14 protein-coding genes and 1 pseudogene are annotated in these 21,120 nt (G+C 70.7%); 7 read left to right on the top strand and 8 right to left on the bottom strand.

The features are described from left to right. Nucleotides 1–21 precede the first annotated feature (21 nt). On the bottom strand, nucleotides 22–663 hold the full coding sequence (locus tag IH48_RS0116315) for a superoxide dismutase (protein ID WP_030904252.1): 642 nt from the start codon (nucleotides 661–663) through the stop codon (nucleotides 22–24). Between the two features lie 272 nt (nucleotides 664–935). Here IH48_RS0116315 and IH48_RS0116310 point away from each other — a divergent pair, with 272 nt between their 5' ends. The 4 genes from IH48_RS0116310 to IH48_RS0116295 all read left to right on the top strand — a co-directional run bounded on the left by IH48_RS0116310 (nucleotide 936) and on the right by IH48_RS0116295 (nucleotide 4,491). Continuing rightward, nucleotides 936–2,015 (top strand): HoxN/HupN/NixA family nickel/cobalt transporter, encoded by a 1,080-nt coding sequence (locus IH48_RS0116310; RefSeq protein WP_078849782.1) that lies wholly within the window; start codon nucleotides 936–938, stop codon nucleotides 2,013–2,015. 278 nt (nucleotides 2,016–2,293) lie between these two features. Next, a complete protein-coding gene (locus IH48_RS0116305; RefSeq protein ID WP_324604310.1) occupies nucleotides 2,294–3,049 on the top strand; it encodes a thioesterase II family protein in 756 nt (251 codons plus the stop codon). Next, the gene (locus IH48_RS0116300; protein ID WP_030904245.1) at nucleotides 3,046–4,278 is read left to right on the top strand and encodes a cytochrome P450; all 1,233 of its coding nucleotides are present in this window, start codon (nucleotides 3,046–3,048) and stop codon (nucleotides 4,276–4,278) included. Before IH48_RS0116305 ends, IH48_RS0116300 begins: the two co-directional genes overlap by 4 nt. Before the next feature lie 15 nt (nucleotides 4,279–4,293). Next, nucleotides 4,294–4,491 (top strand): ferredoxin, encoded by a 198-nt coding sequence (locus tag IH48_RS0116295; RefSeq protein WP_030904243.1) that lies wholly within the window; start codon nucleotides 4,294–4,296, stop codon nucleotides 4,489–4,491. Nucleotides 4,492–4,573: 82 nt separating this feature from the next. Here IH48_RS0116295 and IH48_RS0116290 read toward each other — a convergent pair. From IH48_RS0116290 to IH48_RS0116275, 4 genes and pseudogenes are all read right to left on the bottom strand, one after another. Continuing rightward, nucleotides 4,574–9,094: pseudogene (locus tag IH48_RS0116290) on the bottom strand (type I polyketide synthase); the annotation flags it as partial. 77 nt (nucleotides 9,095–9,171) lie between these two features. Next, a complete protein-coding gene (locus IH48_RS0116285; protein WP_107059313.1) occupies nucleotides 9,172–10,293 on the bottom strand; it encodes an alpha/beta fold hydrolase in 1,122 nt (373 codons plus the stop codon). Between the two features lie 70 nt (nucleotides 10,294–10,363). Beyond that, on the bottom strand, nucleotides 10,364–11,161 hold the full coding sequence (locus IH48_RS0116280) for an AfsR/SARP family transcriptional regulator (RefSeq protein WP_030904237.1): 798 nt from the start codon (nucleotides 11,159–11,161) through the stop codon (nucleotides 10,364–10,366). Nucleotides 11,162–11,377: 216 nt separating this feature from the next. Continuing rightward, a complete protein-coding gene (locus tag IH48_RS0116275; protein ID WP_030904235.1) occupies nucleotides 11,378–12,409 on the bottom strand; it encodes a 3-oxoacyl-ACP synthase III family protein in 1,032 nt (343 codons plus the stop codon). Between the two features lie 218 nt (nucleotides 12,410–12,627). On the opposite strand from IH48_RS0116275, the gene IH48_RS0116265 reads away from it, so the two are divergent. Further along, nucleotides 12,628–13,230, top strand: a complete 603-nt coding sequence (locus IH48_RS0116265; RefSeq protein WP_158710309.1) for an allene oxide cyclase barrel-like domain-containing protein — start codon at nucleotides 12,628–12,630, stop codon at nucleotides 13,228–13,230. A 163-nt stretch (nucleotides 13,231–13,393) separates the two neighbouring features. Here the strand turns inward: IH48_RS0116265 and IH48_RS0116260 are convergent, their stop codons facing one another. After that, nucleotides 13,394–14,878: an FAD-dependent monooxygenase gene (locus tag IH48_RS0116260; protein ID WP_030904229.1), complete on the bottom strand. Its 1,485-nt coding sequence runs from the start codon at nucleotides 14,876–14,878 to the stop codon at nucleotides 13,394–13,396. Nucleotides 14,879–15,164: 286 nt separating this feature from the next. Then, complete coding sequence (locus IH48_RS0116255) at nucleotides 15,165–15,809, bottom strand: TetR/AcrR family transcriptional regulator (RefSeq protein ID WP_078849780.1); 645 nt, start codon at nucleotides 15,807–15,809, stop codon at nucleotides 15,165–15,167. Between the two features lie 87 nt (nucleotides 15,810–15,896). On the opposite strand from IH48_RS0116255, the gene IH48_RS0116250 reads away from it, so the two are divergent. Continuing rightward, nucleotides 15,897–17,411 carry an MFS transporter gene (locus IH48_RS0116250; protein ID WP_051839909.1) on the top strand — a complete coding sequence of 505 codons (1,515 nt, stop codon included), beginning with the start codon at nucleotides 15,897–15,899 and terminating at the stop codon, nucleotides 17,409–17,411. Nucleotides 17,412–17,440: 29 nt separating this feature from the next. Here the strand turns inward: IH48_RS0116250 and IH48_RS0116245 are convergent, their stop codons facing one another. Then, nucleotides 17,441–19,030 (bottom strand): MFS transporter, encoded by a 1,590-nt coding sequence (locus IH48_RS0116245; RefSeq protein ID WP_158710308.1) that lies wholly within the window; start codon nucleotides 19,028–19,030, stop codon nucleotides 17,441–17,443. 425 nt (nucleotides 19,031–19,455) lie between these two features. On the opposite strand from IH48_RS0116245, the gene IH48_RS33370 reads away from it, so the two are divergent. Further along, nucleotides 19,456–21,120 (top strand): type I polyketide synthase (locus tag IH48_RS33370; protein ID WP_267885315.1); only part of this gene is annotated, 1,665 nt, incomplete at its 3' end.

Below are 21,120 nucleotides of genomic sequence, written 5' to 3'. Positions count from 1 at the left end.
AAGAGCGAACAACAGCCCTGGTCAGGGGGCGAGAAGCAGCGTGCCGACGCGCTCCTTGGCAGCCGTGTAGCGCTTGGCCACGTCCTGCCAGTTGACGACGTTCCACATCGCCTCGATGAAGTCGACCTTCTGGTTCTTGTACTGCAGGTAGAAGGCGTGCTCCCAGGCATCGAAGACCAGGATCGGCACGGAGCCCTGCCCGACGTTGCCCTGGTGGTCGTAGATCTGCTCCACGATCAGACGGCCGCTGACGGGCTCGTAGGCCAGGACGCCCCAGCCCGAGCCCTGCGTGGTCGCCGCCGCCTTCGTCAACTGCGCCCTGAACCCGGCGAACGAGCCGAAGGACTCCGCGATCGCGTCGCCGAGCTCGCCCACGCCGTCCGCCGCGAGAGGCTCGCCGCCACCGTCGCCGGTCATGTTGTGCCAGTAGATCGAGTGCAGGATGTGGCCGGAGAGATGGAACGCGAGGTTCTTCTCCAGGCCGTTGATCGATCCCCACGAGCCCTTGTCCCGCGCCTCTTCGAGCTGCTCCAGGGTGTCGTTGGCACCCTTGACGTAGGCGGCGTGGTGCTTGTCGTGGTGCAGCTCCACGATCTGCGGGTCGATGACCGGCTCGAGCGCCGTGTAGTCGTACGGAAGTTCCGGAAGCGTGTAGATGGCCATGGCTGAGCGAGCCCTCCGTCGTCCTTACTGCACATTCTATGCAACTGCATGCTAGCAGCAACTGCGAATAGCGGTTCACAGGGACAGCTTCTTGTTGCAACTGACTTGCGACAAGGTCGCCCGGAGGATTAACGTCACGCTGTTTGCGCTGGTACACCTACCTCGGGAGAGACTCCGTGAGTGCCGACATAGCAGCACCGCCATCACTGGGTGAACGCCTGGGGGCGTTCCGGCGCTCACTGACGCCGTACGACCGGCGGTCCCTCGTCGGTATGGTGGGATTCATCGTCCTGCTGCACCTCGCGGGGTTCGGGGTGCTGTTCGGCCTGGTCGTGCCGAAGCACTACCACCTGGGCGGCGATCACCCGGTCTTCAACATCGGCGTGGGCATCCTCGCCTACACGTTCGGCCTGCGCCATGCCTTCGACGCCGACCACATCGCCGCCGTCGACAACACGACACGCAAGCTCATGAGCGACAACGCCGAGCGCGAGGCGCGCGGACAGGCGCTGGAGCGCAGGCCGCTGTCGGTCGGCTTCTGGTTCTCCCTCGGTCACTCCACGATCGTCTTCGCGCTCTCGTTCCTGCTCTCCGTCGGCGTGAAGGCGCTCGTCGGGCAGGTCGAGAACGACAACTCGGGCCTGCACTCCGCGACGGGCATCATCGGCGCCTCGGTCTCCGGCGTGTTCCTCTGGATCCTCGGCATCCTCAACCTCGCCGTCCTCGTCGGCATCATCAAGATCTTCCGCAGGATGCGGCAGGGCCACTTCGACGAGCAGGAGCTGGAGGACCAGCTGAACAAGCGCGGTCTGATGAACCGCTTCCTCGGCGGCCTCACCAAGTCCGTGCGCAAGGCGTGGCACATCTACCCCGTGGGCGTCCTGTTCGGCCTGGGCTTCGACACCGCCACCGAGGTGGGCCTCCTCGTCCTGGCCGGCGGAGCGGCCGCCTTCAGCCTGCCGTTCTACTCGATCCTCGTCCTGCCGATCCTGTTCGCCGCGGGCATGTGCCTGATGGACACCATCGACGGCGTCTTCATGAACGCCGCCTACGGCTGGGCGTTCGCCAAGCCGGTGCGCAAGGTGTTCTACAACATCACCATCACCACCATCTCGGTGGCGGTGGCCCTGATCATCGGCACCATCGAGCTGATCGGCGTGCTCACCGACCAGGCGAACATCACCTCGGGACCGCTCGCCGCGATCGCGGACATCAACCTCGACTACGCCGGCTACGGCATCGTCGGCCTCTTCTTCGCCTCCTGGCTCATCGCCCTGCTCGTCTGGCGGTACGGCCACATCGAGGAGAAGTGGTCGACCAGCCTTGCCCCGCGTCCCGCCGACAGCGAGTAGCCGCCGGGCGCCTGCTCGGCCCGCGACTCTCTCGAGTCGCATCGAGAACACTCTCCACTGGACCAAGGACGTCACCTTCACCGAGGGCGTCGCCCGCCACGGCCTACGGCCTCAAGCTCCCTGAAAGGGACCATCCCTACAGTGATCGCCGGAAACGTAGGGGAGCTGTTCCCGCAACGACTGTGAAGGGTTCTTCGGCGACCATGAACGACATGTCCTCACCGGGGCAGCTCTGGTTCCGACGGTACGCCCCGTCGGAGGATGCCACCGTGCGTCTCGTGTGCTTTCCACACGCCGGCGGCTCGGCCGGCTACTTCCACCCGGTGGCGCAGGCGCTCGCACCGAAGGTGGAGGTGCTGGCGGCCCAGTATCCGGGGCGCCAGGACCGTTACCGCGAACCGTGTGTGGACAGCGTCCAGGAACTCGCCAGGCTCGGCGCGCTGGCTCTGCGGGACTGGGACGACCGGCCGTTCGCCCTCTTCGGGCACAGCCTGGGCGCCATGGTGGCGTACGAGGTCGCACGGCACTTCGCAGCCGCCGGCGGGGACGGTCCGGTGCACCTGTTCGTGTCCGGCCGCCGCTCGCCCACGTGCCACCGGGCCGAGTCCGTCCATCGCCTGAGCGACGACGCGCTGATCGCCGAGGTGATGGCGCTGGGCGGCACGAACCCGCAGGTCCTCGCCGATCCGGAGACGCGGAGTCTCGTCCTGCCCGCGCTGCGGAGCGACTACCGGGCCGCCGAGACCTACCGGCACGGTCCTGGCGCGGCCGTCCGCTGCCCGGTGACCGCGCTCACCGGCGACGCGGACCCCAGGACGTCCCTGGAGGAGGCGGCGGCGTGGCAGGAGCACGCCCCCGCCGGCGGCTTCGAGCTGCTCGTCTTCGGCGGCGACCACTTCTTCCTGAACGGCAAGGCGGACGACGTCGTCGCGGCGTTGCGGGAACGCCTCTCCACCTTCACCACGCTCCGGCGGCGGGCCCCCGGACGCGACGCCACCGCAACGGCCCATCAGCTGGGAGAGAACGACAGATGACGGACAGCACGACGATCGCCGGGGCCGAATCCCCCGCGATTCCCTCCTTCCCGATCCCCCGCAAGTGCCCGCACCAGCTCCCGGACGGCTACGCGCGGATGCGTGCCGAGGGGCTGCCCCTCCAGCGTGTGGCCCTGTTCGACGGGGGCGAGGCATGGGTGGTGACGCAGCACTCCCTGGCCCGCCGGCTGCTGAGCGACCCGCGGCTCTCCTCGGAGCGGACCCGCCCGGGGTTCCCCGCGATCAGCCCCGCCGAGCGGGCGGCTCGGCCGTTCCGCAGCCTCACCGAGATGGACGGCCCCGACCACGACGTGCACCGCCGGATGCTCATCCCGGCCTTCACCGTGCGGCGCATCCAGGAGTTGCGCCCGCAGGTGCAGGAGACGGTAGACAGCCGCCTCGGCGCGATGATCGAGCAGGGCGCGCCGGCGGATCTGGTCAGCCGGTTCGCCGTGCACGTCCCCTCGATGGTCATCTGCCGGTTGCTCGACGTCCCCTACGACGACCACGAGTTCTTCCAGGCCCTGACCCAGCGCATCACCCAGGACCGCGGCACCCTGAGCGCGGACGAGTTCAAGCAGTCCATCGGGCAGATCTACGGCTACCTCGACAAGCTCGTCACGGAGCAGGAGCGCGAGCCCGGCCCCGGGCTGCTGGGCCTGCTGGCGTCCGAGCGCGTCGCGGGCGGCACGCTGGAGCACGGCGAGCTGGTCTCCATGGCCCTCGTGCTGCTGGTCGCCGCCCAGGAGACGACCTCCTCGACGCTGTCCAGCACCGTCCTCACCCTGCTGGAGAACCCGGACCAGCTGGCCCGGCTCCAAACCGACCGGGAGCTGTGGACCGGCGCGCTGGAGGAACTGCTGCGCTTCACGTCGGTCGCCGACCTGGGCACCCGGCGCGTCGCCGCGGAGGACATCGAGATCGACGGCCTGGCCATCCGTGCCGGCGAGGGCATCATCATCCCGAACAGCCTGGTCAACCGGGACGCGGCGGCGTTCGAGGACCCCGACGTCCTCGATGTCGGCCGGTCCGTCCGCAACCACCTGGCGTTCGGGCACGGCGTCCACAACTGCATCGGGCAGAACATGTCGCGGCTGGTGCTCGAGGTGTCCCTGCGGACGCTCTTCGAGCGGCTGCCCGGACTGCGTCTGGCCGTGCCGGCCGAGGAGCTGGAGATGTCCGCCGCCGGAGGCGTGCAGACGCTCACCTCGCTCCCCGTCGCCTGGTAGGGGCGGGAGAGCGGCGTGTCCTTCAACGTCACCGTCGACCGGGACCTGTGTCAGGGAGCCGGGCAGTGTGTGCTGCGTTCACCGCTGGTCTTCGACCAGGACGACGAGGGCCTGGTCGTCCTGGTGCGGCCCGATGTCCCGGAAGAGGAGCGGGAGGCCGCCGCCGACGCGGCCTACCTCTGCCCGGCCGGCGCCATCTCCGTGCACGAGTAGTGCACCGCAGTCGGCCCGACGCACACACGAGGGAGGCCGGCTCCGCCATTCGAGTGGCGGAGCCGGCCTCCCTCATCGCTGTCTACGGCCGGGCCCCGGCCGCCTCGGGTGCGCCCGCGCGGGCCAGTTCGTCCGCGAGGTGGCGGGCGAGCCCGTTGGGCGTCGGATGGTCGAGGACGACCGTGGCGGATATCCCGATGCCGGTCGCCTCGCGCAGCCGGTTGGTGAGTTCGAGCAGGGTGAGCGAGGAGAACCCGAGGTCCAGGAGGCTGGTGTCCGGGTCGACGGTGTCCTCGGCCGTGTGGCCCAGTACGGCGCCGGCGTGCCGGCACAGCAGGTCGACGAGGAGGGCCTCGGTCTCGGCGCCGTCGGTCTCCGCGAGCCGGTGCAGGACATCCGTGGAGAAGCCGGGCCCGTCCGCCGTGTCCGCCAGCGCCGCCACGACTTCGGGCAGGCGGGAGAACAGGGGGTCGGCCCGGTCCGCGGTGGCCTTGGCGAAGCGCTCCCACTCGACGTCGGCGACCACCAGGAACGGTTCCTGGGTCGTCACCGCATCGCTCAGCACGGAGACCGCGAGGCCGGGCGCGACCGGGCGCAGGCCGAGGCCCGCCGCGACGGCCGCGTCGCCCGCGTCCCCTTCGTCCCATGGCCCCCATGCCACGGCGAGCACGGCCTCCCCCGCTGCGCGGCGCCGGGCGACCAGGTCGGCGACGGCCGCGGTGCGGGCCGCGCCGGTGAAGACGTCGGCGAACGGAGTGAAGAGCACGAACGCGTCGAGGTCGCGCGCGCGGGCGAACGCCTCCGCGCTCTCCAGGTCCGCGGGGGCGGGGTCGGCAGTGGCGTGGACGACGGCGGTGAGGGCCACTCCGTCGGGTACGGCGGCCTCGATCCGCGCGGCGGCGCCGGGTGCGGACAGGCCGCCCTCCAGCAGGGTGACCCGCGCGCCCAGCGCGACGAGTTCGGCCTCCAGGGCGGCGCTCGCGGGGTCGCCCGGCCGGGCGCCGGTGAGCACCAGGTGGGACGCGCCGCCCCGGGCCACCCAGCGGGCCGCGTGCGCGCCCAGGCCCTCGGTGCCGCCGACGACGAGCACGGAGCCGGCCGGCTGCCACCCGCCGGTGCGCGGGCCCTGGCCCAGCGGGGCGCGGGCCAAGCGGCGAACGGACGCGGTGGCCTCGCGGACGCGGACGCGCTCCCTGGCCGGCTGGGCCGCGAGGACCGTCGCGACCGTCTTCCAGGTGCGGTGGTCCGTGGTCCGCGGCAGTTCGATGACGCCGATGCCGCCCGGTCCGGCGTGGCCGGCGCCCAGGGTGTGGGCGTCCGTGTGGCCGAGGCGTGCTCCGTCGGCGGCCACCCACAGCGGGGCCCGGATCTCCGCCTCCGCGAGCACGGACAGGAACGCCGTGAGGTCGCGGGGCGTCTCGTGCGGGCCATGCGGTGCGGTGAGCAGCACGAGCACGCCGTCCACGGCGGGCTCCGCGTCGAGCACGGTGCGCAGACGGCTCATCGCCTCGTCGTGGCCGTCGCGCACGGCGTCCAGCGGCACCCGTGCCACCCGGGCGCCGGAGTCGGTGAGCGCGGCGGCCACGGCGGCGTCCTCGCGGGCGCCGTCCGCCGCCGCCACGAGCCACCGGCCCCGCAGCGGGGCGACCCGGTCGGGCAGCGGCTCCCAGCCGATCCGGTAGCGCCAGGAGCCCTGCCGGTGCCACGCCGACAGCGCCGGGAGCACCGCGGCGAGCGCTTCGTGCTCCGCTTCCCCGACGCCGAGCACCGCGGCCAGCCGGCCGGCGTCCTGCCCGTTCACCACGGACCAGAAGTCGTGCTCGCCGTCGGCCGCACCGGTGCCGCCGGCCGTGCCCGCGGCGTCGCCGGCGTCGAGCCAGTAGCGCCGCCGCTGGAAGGGGTAGGTCGGCAGGTCGATCAGGGCCGCGTCGGGCACCAGCCGGGAGACATCGGCGGCCAGGCCCTTGAGGTGGGCGAGGGTGAGCGTGTCGATCACCGCCCGTTCCTCCGGCCGGCCCTCGCGCAGTGACGGGATCACCGTGGCCTGCGCGCCCGAGCGCCGGTCGGCCAGGCAGTCGGGGACGAGCGAGGCGAGCACCGGCGCGGGCCCGACCTCCACGTAGGAGGTGACGCCCAGGCCGTCCAGGTGGCGGATGCCATCGTCGAAGCGGACGGCCCGGCGCACGTGGTCGGCCCAGTAGCGCGGCGCGCGCAGTTCCTCGAAGGAGGCCACCTCGCCGGTCAGGTTGGAGATCACCGGGATCGCCGGCGGCCGGTGGGTGAGGGTGGCGGCCAGTTCGGTGATGGCGGTGAGCGCGCCGTCCATGTGCGGCGAGTGGAAGGCGTGGCTCACCCGCAGTTGCTTGGTCTTGTGGCCGGCCTCGCGCAGGTGCCGTCTGATGTCGAGGACGGCCTCCCGGTCTCCGGAGACCACCACGGACGCGGGTCCGTTGACGGCCGCGACGCCCACCCGTTCCCCGTGCCCGGCCAGGAACTCCAGGACCTCCGGCTCGGGGGCGCGCACCGAGACCATCGCGCCGCCGGCCGGCATGTCCTGCATGGCGCGGGCGCGCGCCGCGACCAGGGCGCAGGCGTCCTCCAGGCCGAGCACCCCCGCGGCGTGCACGGCGGCCAGCTCGCCTATCGAGTGGCCGATCAGGTAGTCGGGGACCATGCCCCAGCTCTCGTAGAGCCGGAACAGCGCGGTCTCGAAGGCGAACAGGGCCGGCTGTGTGTAGAGGGTACGGTCGAGTTCCGCGGTGGCGGCGTTGCCGGGCTCGGCGAAGACCACGTCGCGCAGCGGGCGGTCGAGGCGGGCGTCGAGGAGCGCACACGCGGCGTCGAAGTGCCGGGCGAACACCGGGAAGTACCGGTACAGCCGCGCGCCCATGGCGAGCCGCTGGCTGCCCTGCCCGGTGAACATGAAGGCGGTCAGGCCGGCGGCTGCCGACTTGCCGGAGCGGCCGGACACCGTGAGCAGACCGGCCGCCGGCTCGTCGCGGCCGAGGGCGTCGAGTCCCCGCAGCAGTTCGTCGCGGTCCGCGGCGATCACGGCGGCGCGCTCGTCGAGCAGCGAGCGCGTCGTGGTCAGCGAGCGGGCGAGGGACTCCAGGTCGAGGGAGGTCCGGGCGCGCACCAGGTCGCGGAGGTGGACGGCGCGGGCCCGCAGCGTCTCGCCGTCGCGGGCCGAGACGACGAACGGCAGGACCGGGGAGTGGGCGGCGGGCTCGCCGTCACCGCCGGCCACGGGCGTCGGCTCGGTCGGGGCCTCTTCGAGGATGACGTGGGCGTTGGTGCCGCTGAGGCCGAAGGCGGAGACGCCGGCGCGCATCGGCCGTCCGGTGCCCGGCCAGGGCATCGCCTCGGTGAGCAGGGAGACGGCACCCGCGGTCCAGTCGACCTGTGCGGTGGGCTTCTCGGCGAAGAGGGTGGGGGGCAGGGTGCGGTGCCGCATCGCCATGACCATCTTGATGATGCCGGCCACGCCCGCGGCACCCTGGGTGTGCCCGATGTTCGACTTGACGGAGCCGAGGTAGAGCGGGGCGCCCTGGCGCCGGCGGCCGTAGGTGGCCAGCAGGGCCTGGGCCTCGATGGGGTCACCGAGCAGGGTTCCGGTGCCGTGGCCCTCCACCGCGTCGACGTCGCCGGGTTCGAGCCGGGCGTCGGCGAGCGCGCGCTTGATGACGCGCTGCTGGGCCGGTCCGCTGGGCGCGGTCAGTCCGTTGCTCGCGCCGTCCTGATTGGTGGCGGAGCCGCGGAGGACGGCCAGGACCCGGCGGCCGTTGCGGACGGCGTCGGAGAGGCGTTCCAGGACCAGCAGCCCGACTCCCTCGCCGAAGCCGGTGCCGTCGGCCGAGGCTGCGTAGGACTTGCAGCGGCCGTCGGGGGACAGGCCGCGCTGGCGGCTGAACTCGATGAACATGCGCGGGGTCGACATCACGGTGACCCCGCCGGACAGGGCGAGGGAGACCTCGCCGCTGCGCAGCGCCCGGCAGGCCAGGTGAATGGCGACCAGGGATGCGGAGCAGGCGGTGTCGACGGACACGGCGGGGCCCTCCAGGCCCAGGGTGTAGGCGATCCGGCCGGACGCGACGCTGCCGGTGCTGCCGTTGGCGACGAACCCCTCGTACTCCGGCGGGATCTGCCGCAGCCGGGTGGCGTAGTCGTTGTAGAGGACGCCGGCGAAGACGCCGGTGTCGCTGCCGCGGAGGGCGGCGGGGTCGATGCGGGCCCGCTCGCACGCCTCCCACGCGGCCTCCAGGAGCAGCCGCTGCTGCGGGTCCATGGCCGTTGCCTCCCGGGGGCTCAGGCCGAAGGCCGCGGCGTCGAACTGGTCGGCGTCGTGGAGGAATCCGCCGCGGCGGGTGGTGCAGGTGCCGCTCGCGTCGGGGTCGGGGTCGTAGAGCCGGTCGATGTCCCACTCACGGTTGACCGGGAAGTCTCCCGTGCCGTCCCGCCCGGTGGCGACGAGTTCCCAGAGGTCCTCGGGGCTGCGTACGCCGCCCGGGTAGCGGCACGCCATTCCCACGATGGCGATCGGCTCGTGTGCCTTCGACTCGGCCTCGGCGAGCTGCCGGCGAGACCGATGCAGGTCGGCCGCCATCCACCGAAGGGCGTCGGTCAGTTCTTGTTCGTCGGCCATCGGTCATGGTCCTCACGTACGAGATGAGTGGTGAACGCTCAGTTCCCGGTGTTCCGGTGGACGCTCACGTCTCCGTGGCCGGCCAGCCGGTGCCGGAGCCCGGCCAGGGAGATGACGGAGCGCAGAGCCGCCCGCTGGGGCAGGCTGCCGCCGTGCATGCGCAGCAGGGAGAGGGTGAGCCAGGGGCCGGACATGTCGAGGAAGGCCGGCGCGGCGTGCACGTCGTCGATGTCGAGCACGGTGAGCCGGCGGACGTTCTGGCGCAGCAGGTCGGTGTCGGCGACGGGGATGATCTCGTCGCGGCGGCTCGACACGTAGGCGACGGGGGCTTCGAGGGCCTGGAGCTGATGCTCGGTCAGGCCCCAGTCACGCATGTGGTGGCCGACCTTGCCGGAGGGGGTGCCTGCCATGTGCGCGAGGGTGTCGACGGTGACGGCGGGCAGGGCGCGCTGCCAGTCGGGGTCGGAGTAGAAGCAGCTGACGGGGGTGCTCATGGTGACGACGCCGCTGATCCGGGGGTCTTCGAGGGCGCAGCGCAGGGCCATGTGGCCGCTGAAGCTGAGAGCCATGGCATAGACGCGGGACCCGCCCAGCCGGTCCTCGACGGCGTCGATGATGCCGCTCAGCATCCGCCAGCTGTCGGGGCCGTAGGGCACGGTGTTGGAGCCGGTGCCGGGCATCTCGGTGGCGATACCGCTCAGGCCCAGCTTCGCCAGCCTCAGCAGGATCGGCGCGTACTGCTCCTTGGTGCTGACGATCCCGCCCATGAGGATCACGCAGGGTCGGTTGCCGTGGATCGGCAGGCCGTTGGTGTAGCACTGGACGCGGCCCTCGGGGAGTTCGAGGTCCAGGGGTTGCAGGGCGGCGCCGGACTCACGGACCCACTGCGCGAAGGCCTCCTGGCTGCGGGTCAGCGCGGCTGCCCGGCCCGGCCCGTCGACGAACGGGAACCGCGCTATGTAGTAGAGGCTGCATGCCTCCTGGAGTCTGCCCTGGCGTTCGGACTCCGCCGCGGCGGCCGACCATTCGGCGGTCCAGGACCCGGGGCCTTCCCCGTCGTGCGTGATGCGGGTCAGTACCGCGCCGGTGCGCTCCTCGGGGACGCGCTGGGCGCGGGCGTGCGACACCGCGAACTGCTTGAGTTCCTCGACGTTGTTCATGACATCCTTCGGGGTCGGGAGCATCGGCCGACCAGCGGTGTCCTGCGGGTCGGGGCGGTGAGCGCCGAGGTCATCGGGTGGCCGCGGCCAGTCCGGCCGGGTCGGACAGCGGATCGAGGCGCCGGTCCTCCATGAGGATGGCGTGGTGGAGGTCGCGCAGGGCCTGGCAGGGCTCAAGGCCGAGGTGGGCGTTGATCACCTGGCGGGCGCTGTGGAAGGTGGCGAGGGCGTCGGCCTGCCGGTGCGACCGGTAGAGCGCCAGCATCAGCTGCCGGTAGAACGTCTCCTGGAGCGGGTGCTCGGTGCTCAGCGCGTACAGCTCGCTGACGAGTTCACGGTGCCGGCCGAGCGCGAGTTCCGCCTCGACTATCATCTCCAGGCATTCGAGCCGGGACTCTTCCATCCGCCGGGAATAACCGGCCAGAATGGGGCCGCCCTGCAGCCCGCCGAAGGGTGAGGAACCGTGCCACAGACCGAGGGCGGATCTCAGTACCGACGAGGCCTCGGCATATTCCTGTCGGTGCAGCTGCTCCCGTCCGGAGTTGACCATCTTGTCGAAGTTGCGGGCGTCCACCTCGTCGGCCCCCAGTTGCAGCATGTACCCGGGGGACCTGGTGATGATCTGCCCGCCGGCCCACTTGCGCTGCTTGAGGAACTTACGGAGTCGGGAAATGTTGACGTGGATGCCGGCGGCAGCCCGCGTCGGCGGCTCCACGTCCCACAACTCCGTCATCAGGGAACGGTAGTTGACCACGTGGTCAGCACGGATCAGCAGCACGGCGAGCAGGATCTCCAGCTTGCGCGACTCGAGCAGCGCACGCTCCTCGTCGACGACGACGCAAAAAGATCCCAAAATTTCGTAACGCATAATCTTCTCCAGTGCGTCTTTTGACCCGCTTAGGCGTCAGTTACGAACAGGAAGCCAAGAGGAGCCTCGGTGGAACCGCCGATCTTTAATTTCACCGGTAACTAAACAGACCCACTAGAAACCGACAACGCCATGTCGCCGTAGCCTCTCCGGAACTATTTGTCACCCGACAACAATAACCATCCGGCGTATCGGGAAGGCAAAGAAACGCTGGTGTCAGATCCGCTCGAAGACGAGGCCGGCCTTGATCCACTTACTGGACTCGACCGCCACGCACAGGCCACGCTCCCCCGGCGCCATGTCGGCGAACGCCTTCTCCAGTTGGAGGAAGGGCAGCGAGTTGCCGGTGTTGCCCGTCACGTCGACGACGGAGACCTCCTCCGCCCCCGGCACCGCCAGGCGCTCCACGATGCGCGGCGTCATGCGGCCGGAGAGCTGTGGCGGCAGCAGGTAGTCGATGTCGGCCCGCTTCCAGCCGAGGTCGTCGAGGAGTTCCTCCAGGATCTCGACGGCCATGCCGGGGACGGAGTCCTCGATCATCTTGTAGTTCTCGCTCGCCGGGTTGCGCTCGCCGCCGCGGTCCGCGGCGCCGTACCACTCCAGCGACTGGCCCGACTCCCGGTTCAGTCCGGTGAGCCGGGTGAACACCCGCCGGATCGCCGCGGACCCGGAGTCCGCGTCGCGGCTCAGCACGGCGGCCCCCGCGCCGTCGCCGAAGAGGACCAGGTTGACCAACTGGCCGGGTGGCAGCGCCCGCAGGTCCCGCTTGAGGTCGAAGTGCTTGGCGGTGACTTCGCCCCCGATGACCAGCGCGGTGCGGTAGCGGCCGGTGCTCAGGAGGTCGTGGGCGAGTTCGAGGGCCTGGATGGCGCCCGAGCACCCGGACTGGAGCTGGTACGTCGGTATGTTGTTCACACCGAGCCGGTCGGCCACGACGTTGACGGTGGCCGGCATCAGCATGTCCGGCATGGCGGTGCCCATGACGACCAGGTCGACGTCCTCCACGGCGGTACCGGAGGCGGCCAGCGCCCGTTCGGCGGCGGACGTCGCCAGGTCGGCGAGCGTGCAGTACTGCTCGCCGGTGTCGAGGTCAGTGGCCAGGTGGCGGGTCCGCGTCTCGATGAACGTGTCGACCCATTGCTGCCACAGCGCATCCATTCGGAACGCCTTCGCGAGCATCGCGGTGTCGACAGGATCGCCCGGGAGTGCGGTTCCCACCGAAAGGATGCGGATCTCAGAGGATGGCATGCTCCCATACTCGGAGCGCATCCTAAAAATCCGACGCATCGCGCCTTGCGGGCGCCTCCATTCGCCGCCCCAGCCGCGGCAGAGTGCCTGGTGGACGGCCTTCTCTCGGATCGAAACAGCGAACCAAGCCAAAAACCAGACGCAGATTAGTAGCCGTTTAGAGGGGGTCGCGAGTATGGGCGTGAAAGCATCAGAACTATGGGAAAGAAGGGCCGAATATGCGCCTCAGGGCAAAAAAGCCGCGCATCCTCACTATAGCGGCGGTCTCGCTCCTCGCGAGCACCCTCACCGTCGGCGTGGCCTCGGCCGACAACTCGGCGTCCGCCCAGTCCACCGCTTCGAAGGCGTCGGCCGGCACGTCCCACGCGCCGTCCCTGAACTCCCTCATCAAGTCCGTGCGCGGCTCGAAGCACGGCTGTGTGGTCATGACCGGCCTGACCGAGCAGTTCATCAAGGGCACCGTGACCGGTGCCGGTCCCGACCCGACGAAGCCGCAGATCGGGCAGCACGGCGTCTACTCGATGCGCGTCTACAACGCTGACAGCGAAGTCATCGGCGAGCAGCGCGACGGCACCACCGACGTGTACGCCCAGGCGCCCAACGGGCACTTCCTGGTCCACGGTGTCGAGCACTTCAAGCTCAACGACGGCTCGATCCACGCCGAGGGCAACTACGACCTGACCTCGACGCTCGAGCACAAGTGGCAGCTCGTTCCCGCGGTCGGCACAAGCGGCCGTTACAAGGGCAAGCGTGGCTTCGAGTTCTTCAACGACGTCACCAACCCCACGCTGTTCAAGCTGGGCTTCATTCTCTGCGGCTGAGTCCCGCGCCTCGGGCCTCGGCCGACGATCCGGGGCTGAGGCACCGGCCGCCGCTCGGTCAGCAGCCGCCGCTCAGGCACCAGGTCCGCTGAACAACGGCGGACGGGCACCCAGCGAACTTCGGTCCGCAGGGTGCCCGTTCCGTGTTCAGGCCCGGGTCGCGCTACGCGCGGGCGGCTCCGAACCAGGTGGCCAGCGACTCCAGCAGCCGCTCGGCGTCCGCTCCGTCACCGGCCCACGCCACATGGCCGTCGGGGCGGATCAGCACGGCCGCCGCGGGCGCCGGCTCGACCGGCTTCGCGGTGACGAGGTCGACGCGGTCCGCCCACCCCTGGGCAGCGGCGGGCAGCATCACGCCGTCTGACAGGGTCAGCAGCAGACCCCGCCCGCCGCGCAGCAGTTCGGCGACCGTTACCGGCTCCCCGTCCACGGTGACGAGGTCGAGGTCGGGCATCCGGCGCCCCGGCAGCGACGTCCGGGCGCCCGTGCCCGCGAGCTCCCCGCCCGGCATGGCGTACCGCACGCCCACGCCGGTGACCTCTTCCATGATGTGGCGGTGCACGTCGTCGTAGGCCATCAGCTCCTGGAAGAGGGAGCGCAGGTCGCGCACCCACTCCGCCGGGAACGTCATGGCCTTCTGGGCCTCGGTGTTGGTCAGGACCGAGCGGCCGGCCGGGTGCCGCTCGGTGTGGTAGGTGTCCAGGAGGCTGTCGGGTGCCCGGCCGTTGACGACCGCCGCGAGCTTCCAGCCGAGGTTCGCCGCGTCCGCGATGCCCAGGCTCATCCCCTGGCCGCTCTGCGGGTAGTGGATGTGCGCCGCGTCGCCGGCGAGCAGGACCCGGCCCGCCCGGTAGCGCTCCGCGAGCCTGGCCGAGTCGCTGAACCGCGACAGCCAGCGCGCCTGGCCCAGCTCGACCTCCTCCCCCGTGACCCGGCGGATGGACTCACGCAGCTCGTCCAGGGTCGGGGTGTCCCGGTCCGGGGGCTGCACGTCGTACTCGACGGTCGTCACCCGGAAGCCCGAGGGCTCGATCGGGGCCACGCCGAAGATGCCGCCGGGGTAGCTCAGCGGCGTCCGGTACTCCACGGTCGTCTCGATCGACTCCACGTCGCCCAGGATGCCGTGCACCCGGGGCCCGGTGCCGGGGAAGCCGATCCCGGCCAGCCCGCGCACCGTGCTGCCGCCGCCGTCGCAACCCACCAGGTAGGCGCACTGCAGCTCGTAGCTCTCGCCGCCGGCGACGACGCTCACGACGACGCCCTCGTCGTCCTGCCGGAGGCCGACGACCTCGTGTCCGCGCCGGATCTCGATGCCCGACTCGACCGCATGCTCCTCCAGCAGCCGCTCCACCTTGAACTGCGGGATGGACAGCGTGTACTTGTGCCGGCTGTCCAGCTTCGTCAGGTCCATCGGCAGCCCGGCGAAGTGGCTGACGGGCACTGGCCTGCCCTCCTCCAGGAAGCGCTCCAGCAGGCCGCGCTGGTGCAGGAGTTCGGCGGTGCGCGCGTTGAACCCCAGGGCGCGCGACTGCCCGCTCGGCTCCTCAAGCCGGTCGAGCACCACACTCTCCACGCCGGCCAGCCTCAGCTCGCCGGCGAGCATCAGGCCGACCGGACCGGTCCCCACGACGGCGACGGTGATGGGCATACAGACTCCTTCGGAGCGTCCGGGACGCTCCGGCCGCCGGAGGCGACGACGCCGCGCCCTGTCACGTGCCGAGAGAGCGCGCCCTGGGGATCAGGTTGGTTCCAGAGGTACGGCCGTCCGGCGTCCACGCCGTGCCGGCCACGCCCCGGCCGCCGACGGCACCCGCTACCGAGGCAGCACCGGAACCCCATGACCAGGGCGATGTGAACGCTACCCAGCCGCCCTTGCACCGTCCTAGGGCGCGCCTTACCACCGCCTCGGACGGGACGGACCGGGCGAGGTGTCCTCAGCTCGCGGGGTTCTCGGTGGCCCCGGAGTTCCCGGTGGCCCCGGGGCCTGCGGAGTCCTGAGGGTTCTCGGGATTCCTCTCGGCGGCGGCCAGTCCGCGGACGACGGGCTGCAGCAGTTCGATGATCTGGTGCGGCGGGGCGTCCTTGAGCCCGTCCAGCTCCAGCAGGTGCCGGCCCAGGATGATCCCGAGGATGGTGGCGCTGAGCAGGCTTCCGCGCAGCTCCGCGTCGTCGCTGTCGATGGACCGGCTGATCTGCTCCAGTTGCCCGGCCGTCACCCGGCGCACCCCCTCCTTGGCCTGCTCGTGGGTGAGCATCGAGCGCAGCAGGGCCAGCGAGGCCGTCGGCTCGGTCACCAGCCGGTCGGCGAGCGAGGCGAGCAGGGCCTCGGCGACGTCGGCCGACGTGCCGCTCACCGTCTCGTCGCCGGAGACGGCGGTGGCCTTCAGGAAGAGCTCTTCCTTCGAGTTGAAGTAGTGCATGACCAGGCCGGGGTCCACCCGCGCGGACTCCGCGACGGCCCTGATGGTGGTGCGTTCGTAGCCGGAGCGCGCGAAGCCCTCCCGAGCCGCGGCCAGGATGCGCGACTCGGTCTGCCAGCGCTTCTGAGCACGTGTCACTCGTGCGGGATCGTTCGCCATGCCTTGATTTTACAGCCGTTGACCGAGCTCACGATTTCGTTCTATGGTCGTTGAATCAACGCGTGTTCAATGAATGGAGAGCCCACCATGGTGAGCAAGACCCCACTCAGCCCCGATCTGGGGCCGGAGTCGCCACCCGGTCAGGACAGCGAGTTCGTCTGGACGAACCGGCACGTCATGGCGTTGCTCGTGCTCTGTGCCGCGCAGATGCTGGAAGCCATCGACGTCACCGTGGTCAATGTGGCTCTCCCGACCATCAAGACGAGCCTCCACTTCTCCGAGGCCGATCTCCAGTGGGTCGTCAACGCCTACACCGTGCTGTTCGGCGGGTTCCTGCTGCTGGGCGGCCGCTCGGGCGACCTGCTCGGCCGCCGGCGGGTCATGATCGGCGGGCTCTCCCTGTTCACCGTCGCGTCACTCGCCTGCGGCCTGTCGCAGAACGCCGGGATGCTGGTGGGCACCCGCGCCCTCCAGGGTCTGGCCGCGGGCTTCATCGCGCCGATGACGCTCGCGATGCTGACGCAGATCTTCCCGCAGGGGCCGGCCCGCAACAAGGCCGTGGCCATCTGGGGCGCCGTCGCCGCCGTGAGCGGTTCGCTCGGCCTCATCATCGGCGGCCTGTTCGTCGCCGGCCCCGGCTGGAGCTGGGTCTTCTACGTGAACATCCCGATCGGCGTGCTCATGATCCTCGGAGCGCTGCGCTACCTGTCCCCGGACAGGCCCACCCAGCGCCGGCGGCGCTTCGACGTCATCGGCGCGATCACCTCCACCTGCGGCCTGAGCGTGTTCACCTACGCCGTGGTGCAGACGAGCACCCACTCCTGGTCCTCCGGCCGCACCATCGGCCTGCTGATCGCGGCGGTCGTGCTGCTCGGCTACTTCGTGGTCCACGAGAACGTCTTCAGCAAGGAACCGCTGGTCCCGTTCGTGCTGTTCAAGAACCGCACGGTGACCGGCGCCAACGTGGTGCAGGCACTGGCCACCTCCGGCCTCTTCGTCATGTTCTACGTGGCCACCCTGTTCATGCAGCAGGTCCTGCACTACTCGGCGATCAAGACCGGCGTGCTCTACCTGCCCTGCACGATCTCGCTCGTCGTGTTCGCCGCCATCGTCCCGCCGCTCCTGCCGAAGCTCGGCGTGCGCTGGGTGACCGTCATCGGCTGCGCCATCGCCAGCGCGGGTCTGTTCCTGTACTCCGGGATCTCGACCGACAAGGGCGTCATGGCCAACTTCATCATCCCGTCGCTCTTCCTCAGCCTGGGCCTGGCGCTGGCCTCCATCCCGATCACGGTCGCCGCCGTGCACGGCGTCGAGTCGGCGCTGACGGGTGTCGCCTCCGGCATGGTGAACGTGACCCGCACCATCGGCGGTTCGCTCGGCCTGGCGATCATCTCCACCGTCGCCGCCTCGAAGACCAGCGACCTCCTGGGCACCGGCGAGAGCCCGAACACCGCGCTGACCGACGGGTTCCAGCTCGCCTTCCGGATCAGCGCCGTGCTGATGGCGATCGCCGGCATCGCGGCGATCGCCTTCTTCCGCAACGAGGCCCGGGGCGAGAAGGTCGACCTCACGGCCCTGGCCACCGCCGGTATCGACGAGTGATCCCCGGGGCGGCGGTGCGACGGCCGGCGTCAGCCGGCGTGCGTGCCCGCCGCCTCGGTCTCCGGCGCGCCGTGTGCACCGTCGCCCGTGGGCCTGTCACGCAGCGCCCGCAGCGGCACGCACATCAGCAGCGCGACGACGAGCACGACGACGGCGGCTATCTCCATCCCGGGGATCAGGCCGTGCACGAAGGCACGGGAGGCATGGTCTTGCAGGGACTGTCCGGCGGGCCCGCCCACCGCGTCGCTCACATCAGCGACGTTGGCGACCGACGCGTGCACCTCGTCCGCCCGCGCCGCGGACAGCCCGGCGGTGGAGTCGGACAGCTCCCGCACGTAGTCCCGGGTGATGAGCGTCCCGATCAGGCCGACACCGAGCGCGCCGCCCAGGTTGCGCAGCGCGTTGATGAAGGCACCGCCATTGGCCGCCACCGCAGGCGGCAGCGCGCCGAGCGCCGCCGAGACCGCCGGGGCCTGAGCCACGCCGCCGCCGAGGCCCGCCAGCCCGAACGCGAAGGTCACCAGGGCGTCCCCGCTGTCCACCGTCGCCCGGGTGAGCAGCATCAGACCTGCCCCGAAGACCAGCGACCCGCCGACCACGACCCAGCGGGCGCCGAACTTCTTGCTCAGCCGATTGGCGGCGAGCGAGCCCACCACGACCAGCAGGGCGAAGGGGATCAGGTGCAGCCCGACGGCCAGGGAGGACAGCCCGAGGACCGTCTGGAGGTACATCGGGACGACGAACAGAGCGGCCGTCAGGGAGAAGGCGCCCACCACGATGGTCGCCTGCGCCCACAGGTACCGCGGGCTGCGGAACGGGGCCAGCCCGATGAGCGGCGCGGCCGAGCGCCGCTCACGGACCAGGAACCCGACGAGGACCACGACGCCCGCCGCCATCCAGACCGCCGCGGCGCCCCAGCCGTTCTCCGCGTCGATCGCGCCGTACACCAGCAGCAGCCCACCCGCGGCCAGCAGCACGACGCTCCCCACGTTGATGCCGGATCGGGGCACCTCGCGGGCCGGGGGCAGCACCCAGAAGATGAGCGGCAGCACGAGGGCCACCGTGAGGACGTTGATCAGGAAGATCCAGCCCCACCAGAAGTACTCGACCAGCCCGCCGCCCACCACGGCTCCGAGCGGGGTCGCCAGCGCGACACCCGCCGCCCAGATGCCGATGGCCTTCACCCGCTCGCTCTCGCGGAACAGGATGGTAATGAACGCCGTGCTCAGCGGCAGCACCACCGAGGCGCCGATCGCCATGACGACGCGCATCGCGATGAGCGTCCCCGCGGTGGGCGCGAAGGCCGTGGCCGCGGAGGCCACCCCGAACAGGACCAGCCCCCACAGCAGGGTGCGCCGGTAGCCCCACCGGCTGCCCACCGCCGGCACCACCAGCATGAACGAGGCGGAGGTGATGCCGTAAACCGCGACGATCCACTGCAACTGACCGCTCGACGCGTGCAGATTCCGCTGCAAGGCCGTCAGCGACACGCTCACCACGATCAGGTCCATGAACGGGACCAGCACACACACGCACAGGACGGCCACGGCCAGCCAGCGTCGCCGGCCCGGCCGCTCCCCCTCCGTACCGCCGCCGTCGCGCGCTCTCTCATCGGTCAACTGACTCAAGGCCTTGCTCCGCATCTCGGTCGAGCGATCTGGACGAACGGACCGGATGCCGAGCACGAGGAATCAAGCCCGGCCGAGCAACGGAGGAGCGTGGGCCCAGTCGGTGACCGGCGGCCCCGGACCGCCCTCCACGGAGCCGCAGGTCCACTCGGCGGCCAGCATGCCGCAGGCTCCTAACACACTTCTTGAGCTCGCATCAGCTGTACGGAGCATCCGAAGCGCGCACGTCGCCCCGGATGTCGGGGATCACCTGGTTCGACCCCCATCGCGCCCGCCACACACCTGCCCGTTAGCGTGGATCAAGACCGTCGTTAGCACCCCGTGTTTACGTAGTACTGATTGGCTCCTGCCCCTTTTAGGGGCCAATAGGGCCAAAAGCACTCAGCGGGGTTTAAACGATGGGGGCGGTAATCGTCATGACGAGTCAGACTGCTATTTCTTCAGCAGAACACAACGATCATGACGTGGCGGTCATCGGAATGTCCTGCCGCCTTCCCATGGCCACGACTCCCTCGGCTTTCTGGAGCCTTCTCAAGGATGGCCGGGACGCCATCACCGATATACCCGTCGACCGCTGGGGCACACCTGAGGAATCCCCTGAGGAATCCGCCGAGAGTCCTCTCGGACCCGCCGGAATTCCTCGCCGCGGCGGATTCCTCGACCATATCGACGGCTTCGATTCCCGGTTCTTCGCGATCTCGCCCCGCGAGGCCGTCGCCATGGACCCCCAGCAGCGGCTCGTCCTGGAGCTGAGCTGGGAAGCGCTGGAGGACGCCCGCATCGTCCCCGGGGACCTGGACGGGACCCGCGCCGGAGTCTTCGTCGGCGCCATGAACGACGACTACTCGGCGCTGGCCCGCGGCAACGGCGTCGACGGCATCACCTCGCACACCATGACCGGCCTGAGCCGGGGCATCATCGCCAACCGCGTCTCCTACACGCTGGGCCTGCGCGGGCCGAGCCTGACCGTGGACTCGGCCCAGTCGTCCGCTCTGGCCGCCGTGCACCTGGCCTGCGCCAGCCTCCACGCGGGCGAGGCGACGCTCGCCCTCGCCGGCGGCGTCAACCTGATCATGGCTCCCGACAGCACCGTCGGCGCGTCCCGCTTCGGCGCCCTGTCCCCCGACGGCCGCTGCTACACCTTCGACGCGCGGGCCAACGGCTATGTCCGTGGCGAGGGCGGCGGCCTCGTCGTCCTCAAGCGGCTGCCGGACGCACTCGCCGACGGCGACACCGTCCACTGCGTGATCCGCGGCAGTTCCCTGGGCAACGACGGAACGACGAGCGGCCTGACCGTCCCCGCCCAGGAGGCTCAGGAGGAGGCGCTGCGCCTGGCGTACCAGCGGGCCGGGGTGCGTCCGTCGGAGGTCCAGTACGTCGAGCTGCACGGCACGGGCACCCGGGTCGGCGACCCCATCGAAGCGGCGGCACTCGGCGCTGTCCTGGGCACCGGGAAGCCGGAGGGCTCCCCTCTCCTGGTCGGCTCGGCGAAGACCAATGTCGGCCACCTCGAAGGCGCCGCGGGCATCGTCGGCCTCCTCAAGACGGCCCTGAGCATCAGGCACCGGGCACTCCCCGCGAGCCTCAACTTCTCGACGCCGAACCGGGAGATCCCCCTCGATCAGCTCAACTTGCGGGTACAGCGGGAACTCACGCCGTGGCCCGACGAGGACAGCCCGCTGATCGCGGGTGTCAGCTCGTTCGGCATGGGCGGGACCAACGTCCATGTGGTACTGAGCGAAGGGCCTGCGGGGACGTCGACGTCTGCTAGGGCTGGCGCTGGGGCTTCGGAGGCGGCCTCTTTCGAGGGGCCGTGTGTGTGGCTGCTCTCGGGCAAGTCGGCGGGCGCACTGGCAGACCAGGCCGCGCAGCTGCACGCGTTCGCCACCGATCACCCGGAGGTGGATGCCCGCGACATCGCTCATGCTCTGGCGACCACGCGTACCACGTTCGAGCACCGTGCCGCCGTGATCGCCCACGACCGCACCGACCTCCTCGACGCCCTCACCGCACTCCAGGACGGCCGGCCCTCACCCCATCTCATACACGCCGGCCAGCAGCCCCGGCCGACAGGACGGACA

The sequence above is a fragment of the Streptomyces sp. NRRL F-5126 genome (assembly GCF_000721265.1).
Lineage (GTDB): Bacteria > Actinomycetota > Actinomycetes > Streptomycetales > Streptomycetaceae > Streptomyces.
This window is presented reverse-complemented; position numbering and strand designations above follow the sequence as displayed.

Excerpts from the sequence above, each read along its gene's own strand:
- IH48_RS0116315 (WP_030904252.1), bottom strand. The coding sequence starts at position 663 with ATGGCCATCTACACGCTTCCGGAACTTCCGTACGACTACACGGCGCTC.
- IH48_RS0116310 (WP_078849782.1), top strand. The coding sequence starts at position 936 with ATGGTGGGATTCATCGTCCTGCTGCACCTCGCGGGGTTCGGGGTGCTG.
- IH48_RS0116300 (WP_030904245.1), top strand. The coding sequence starts at position 3,046 with ATGACGGACAGCACGACGATCGCCGGGGCCGAATCCCCCGCGATTCCC.
- IH48_RS0116285 (WP_107059313.1), bottom strand. The coding sequence starts at position 10,293 with ATGAACAACGTCGAGGAACTCAAGCAGTTCGCGGTGTCGCACGCCCGC.
- IH48_RS0116280 (WP_030904237.1), bottom strand. The coding sequence starts at position 11,161 with ATGCGTTACGAAATTTTGGGATCTTTTTGCGTCGTCGTCGACGAGGAG.
- IH48_RS0116275 (WP_030904235.1), bottom strand. The coding sequence starts at position 12,409 with ATGCCATCCTCTGAGATCCGCATCCTTTCGGTGGGAACCGCACTCCCG.
- IH48_RS0116265 (WP_158710309.1), top strand. The coding sequence starts at position 12,628 with ATGCGCCTCAGGGCAAAAAAGCCGCGCATCCTCACTATAGCGGCGGTC.
- IH48_RS0116260 (WP_030904229.1), bottom strand. The coding sequence starts at position 14,878 with ATGCCCATCACCGTCGCCGTCGTGGGGACCGGTCCGGTCGGCCTGATG.
- IH48_RS0116255 (WP_078849780.1), bottom strand. The coding sequence starts at position 15,809 with ATGGCGAACGATCCCGCACGAGTGACACGTGCTCAGAAGCGCTGGCAG.
- IH48_RS0116250 (WP_051839909.1), top strand. The coding sequence starts at position 15,897 with ATGGTGAGCAAGACCCCACTCAGCCCCGATCTGGGGCCGGAGTCGCCA.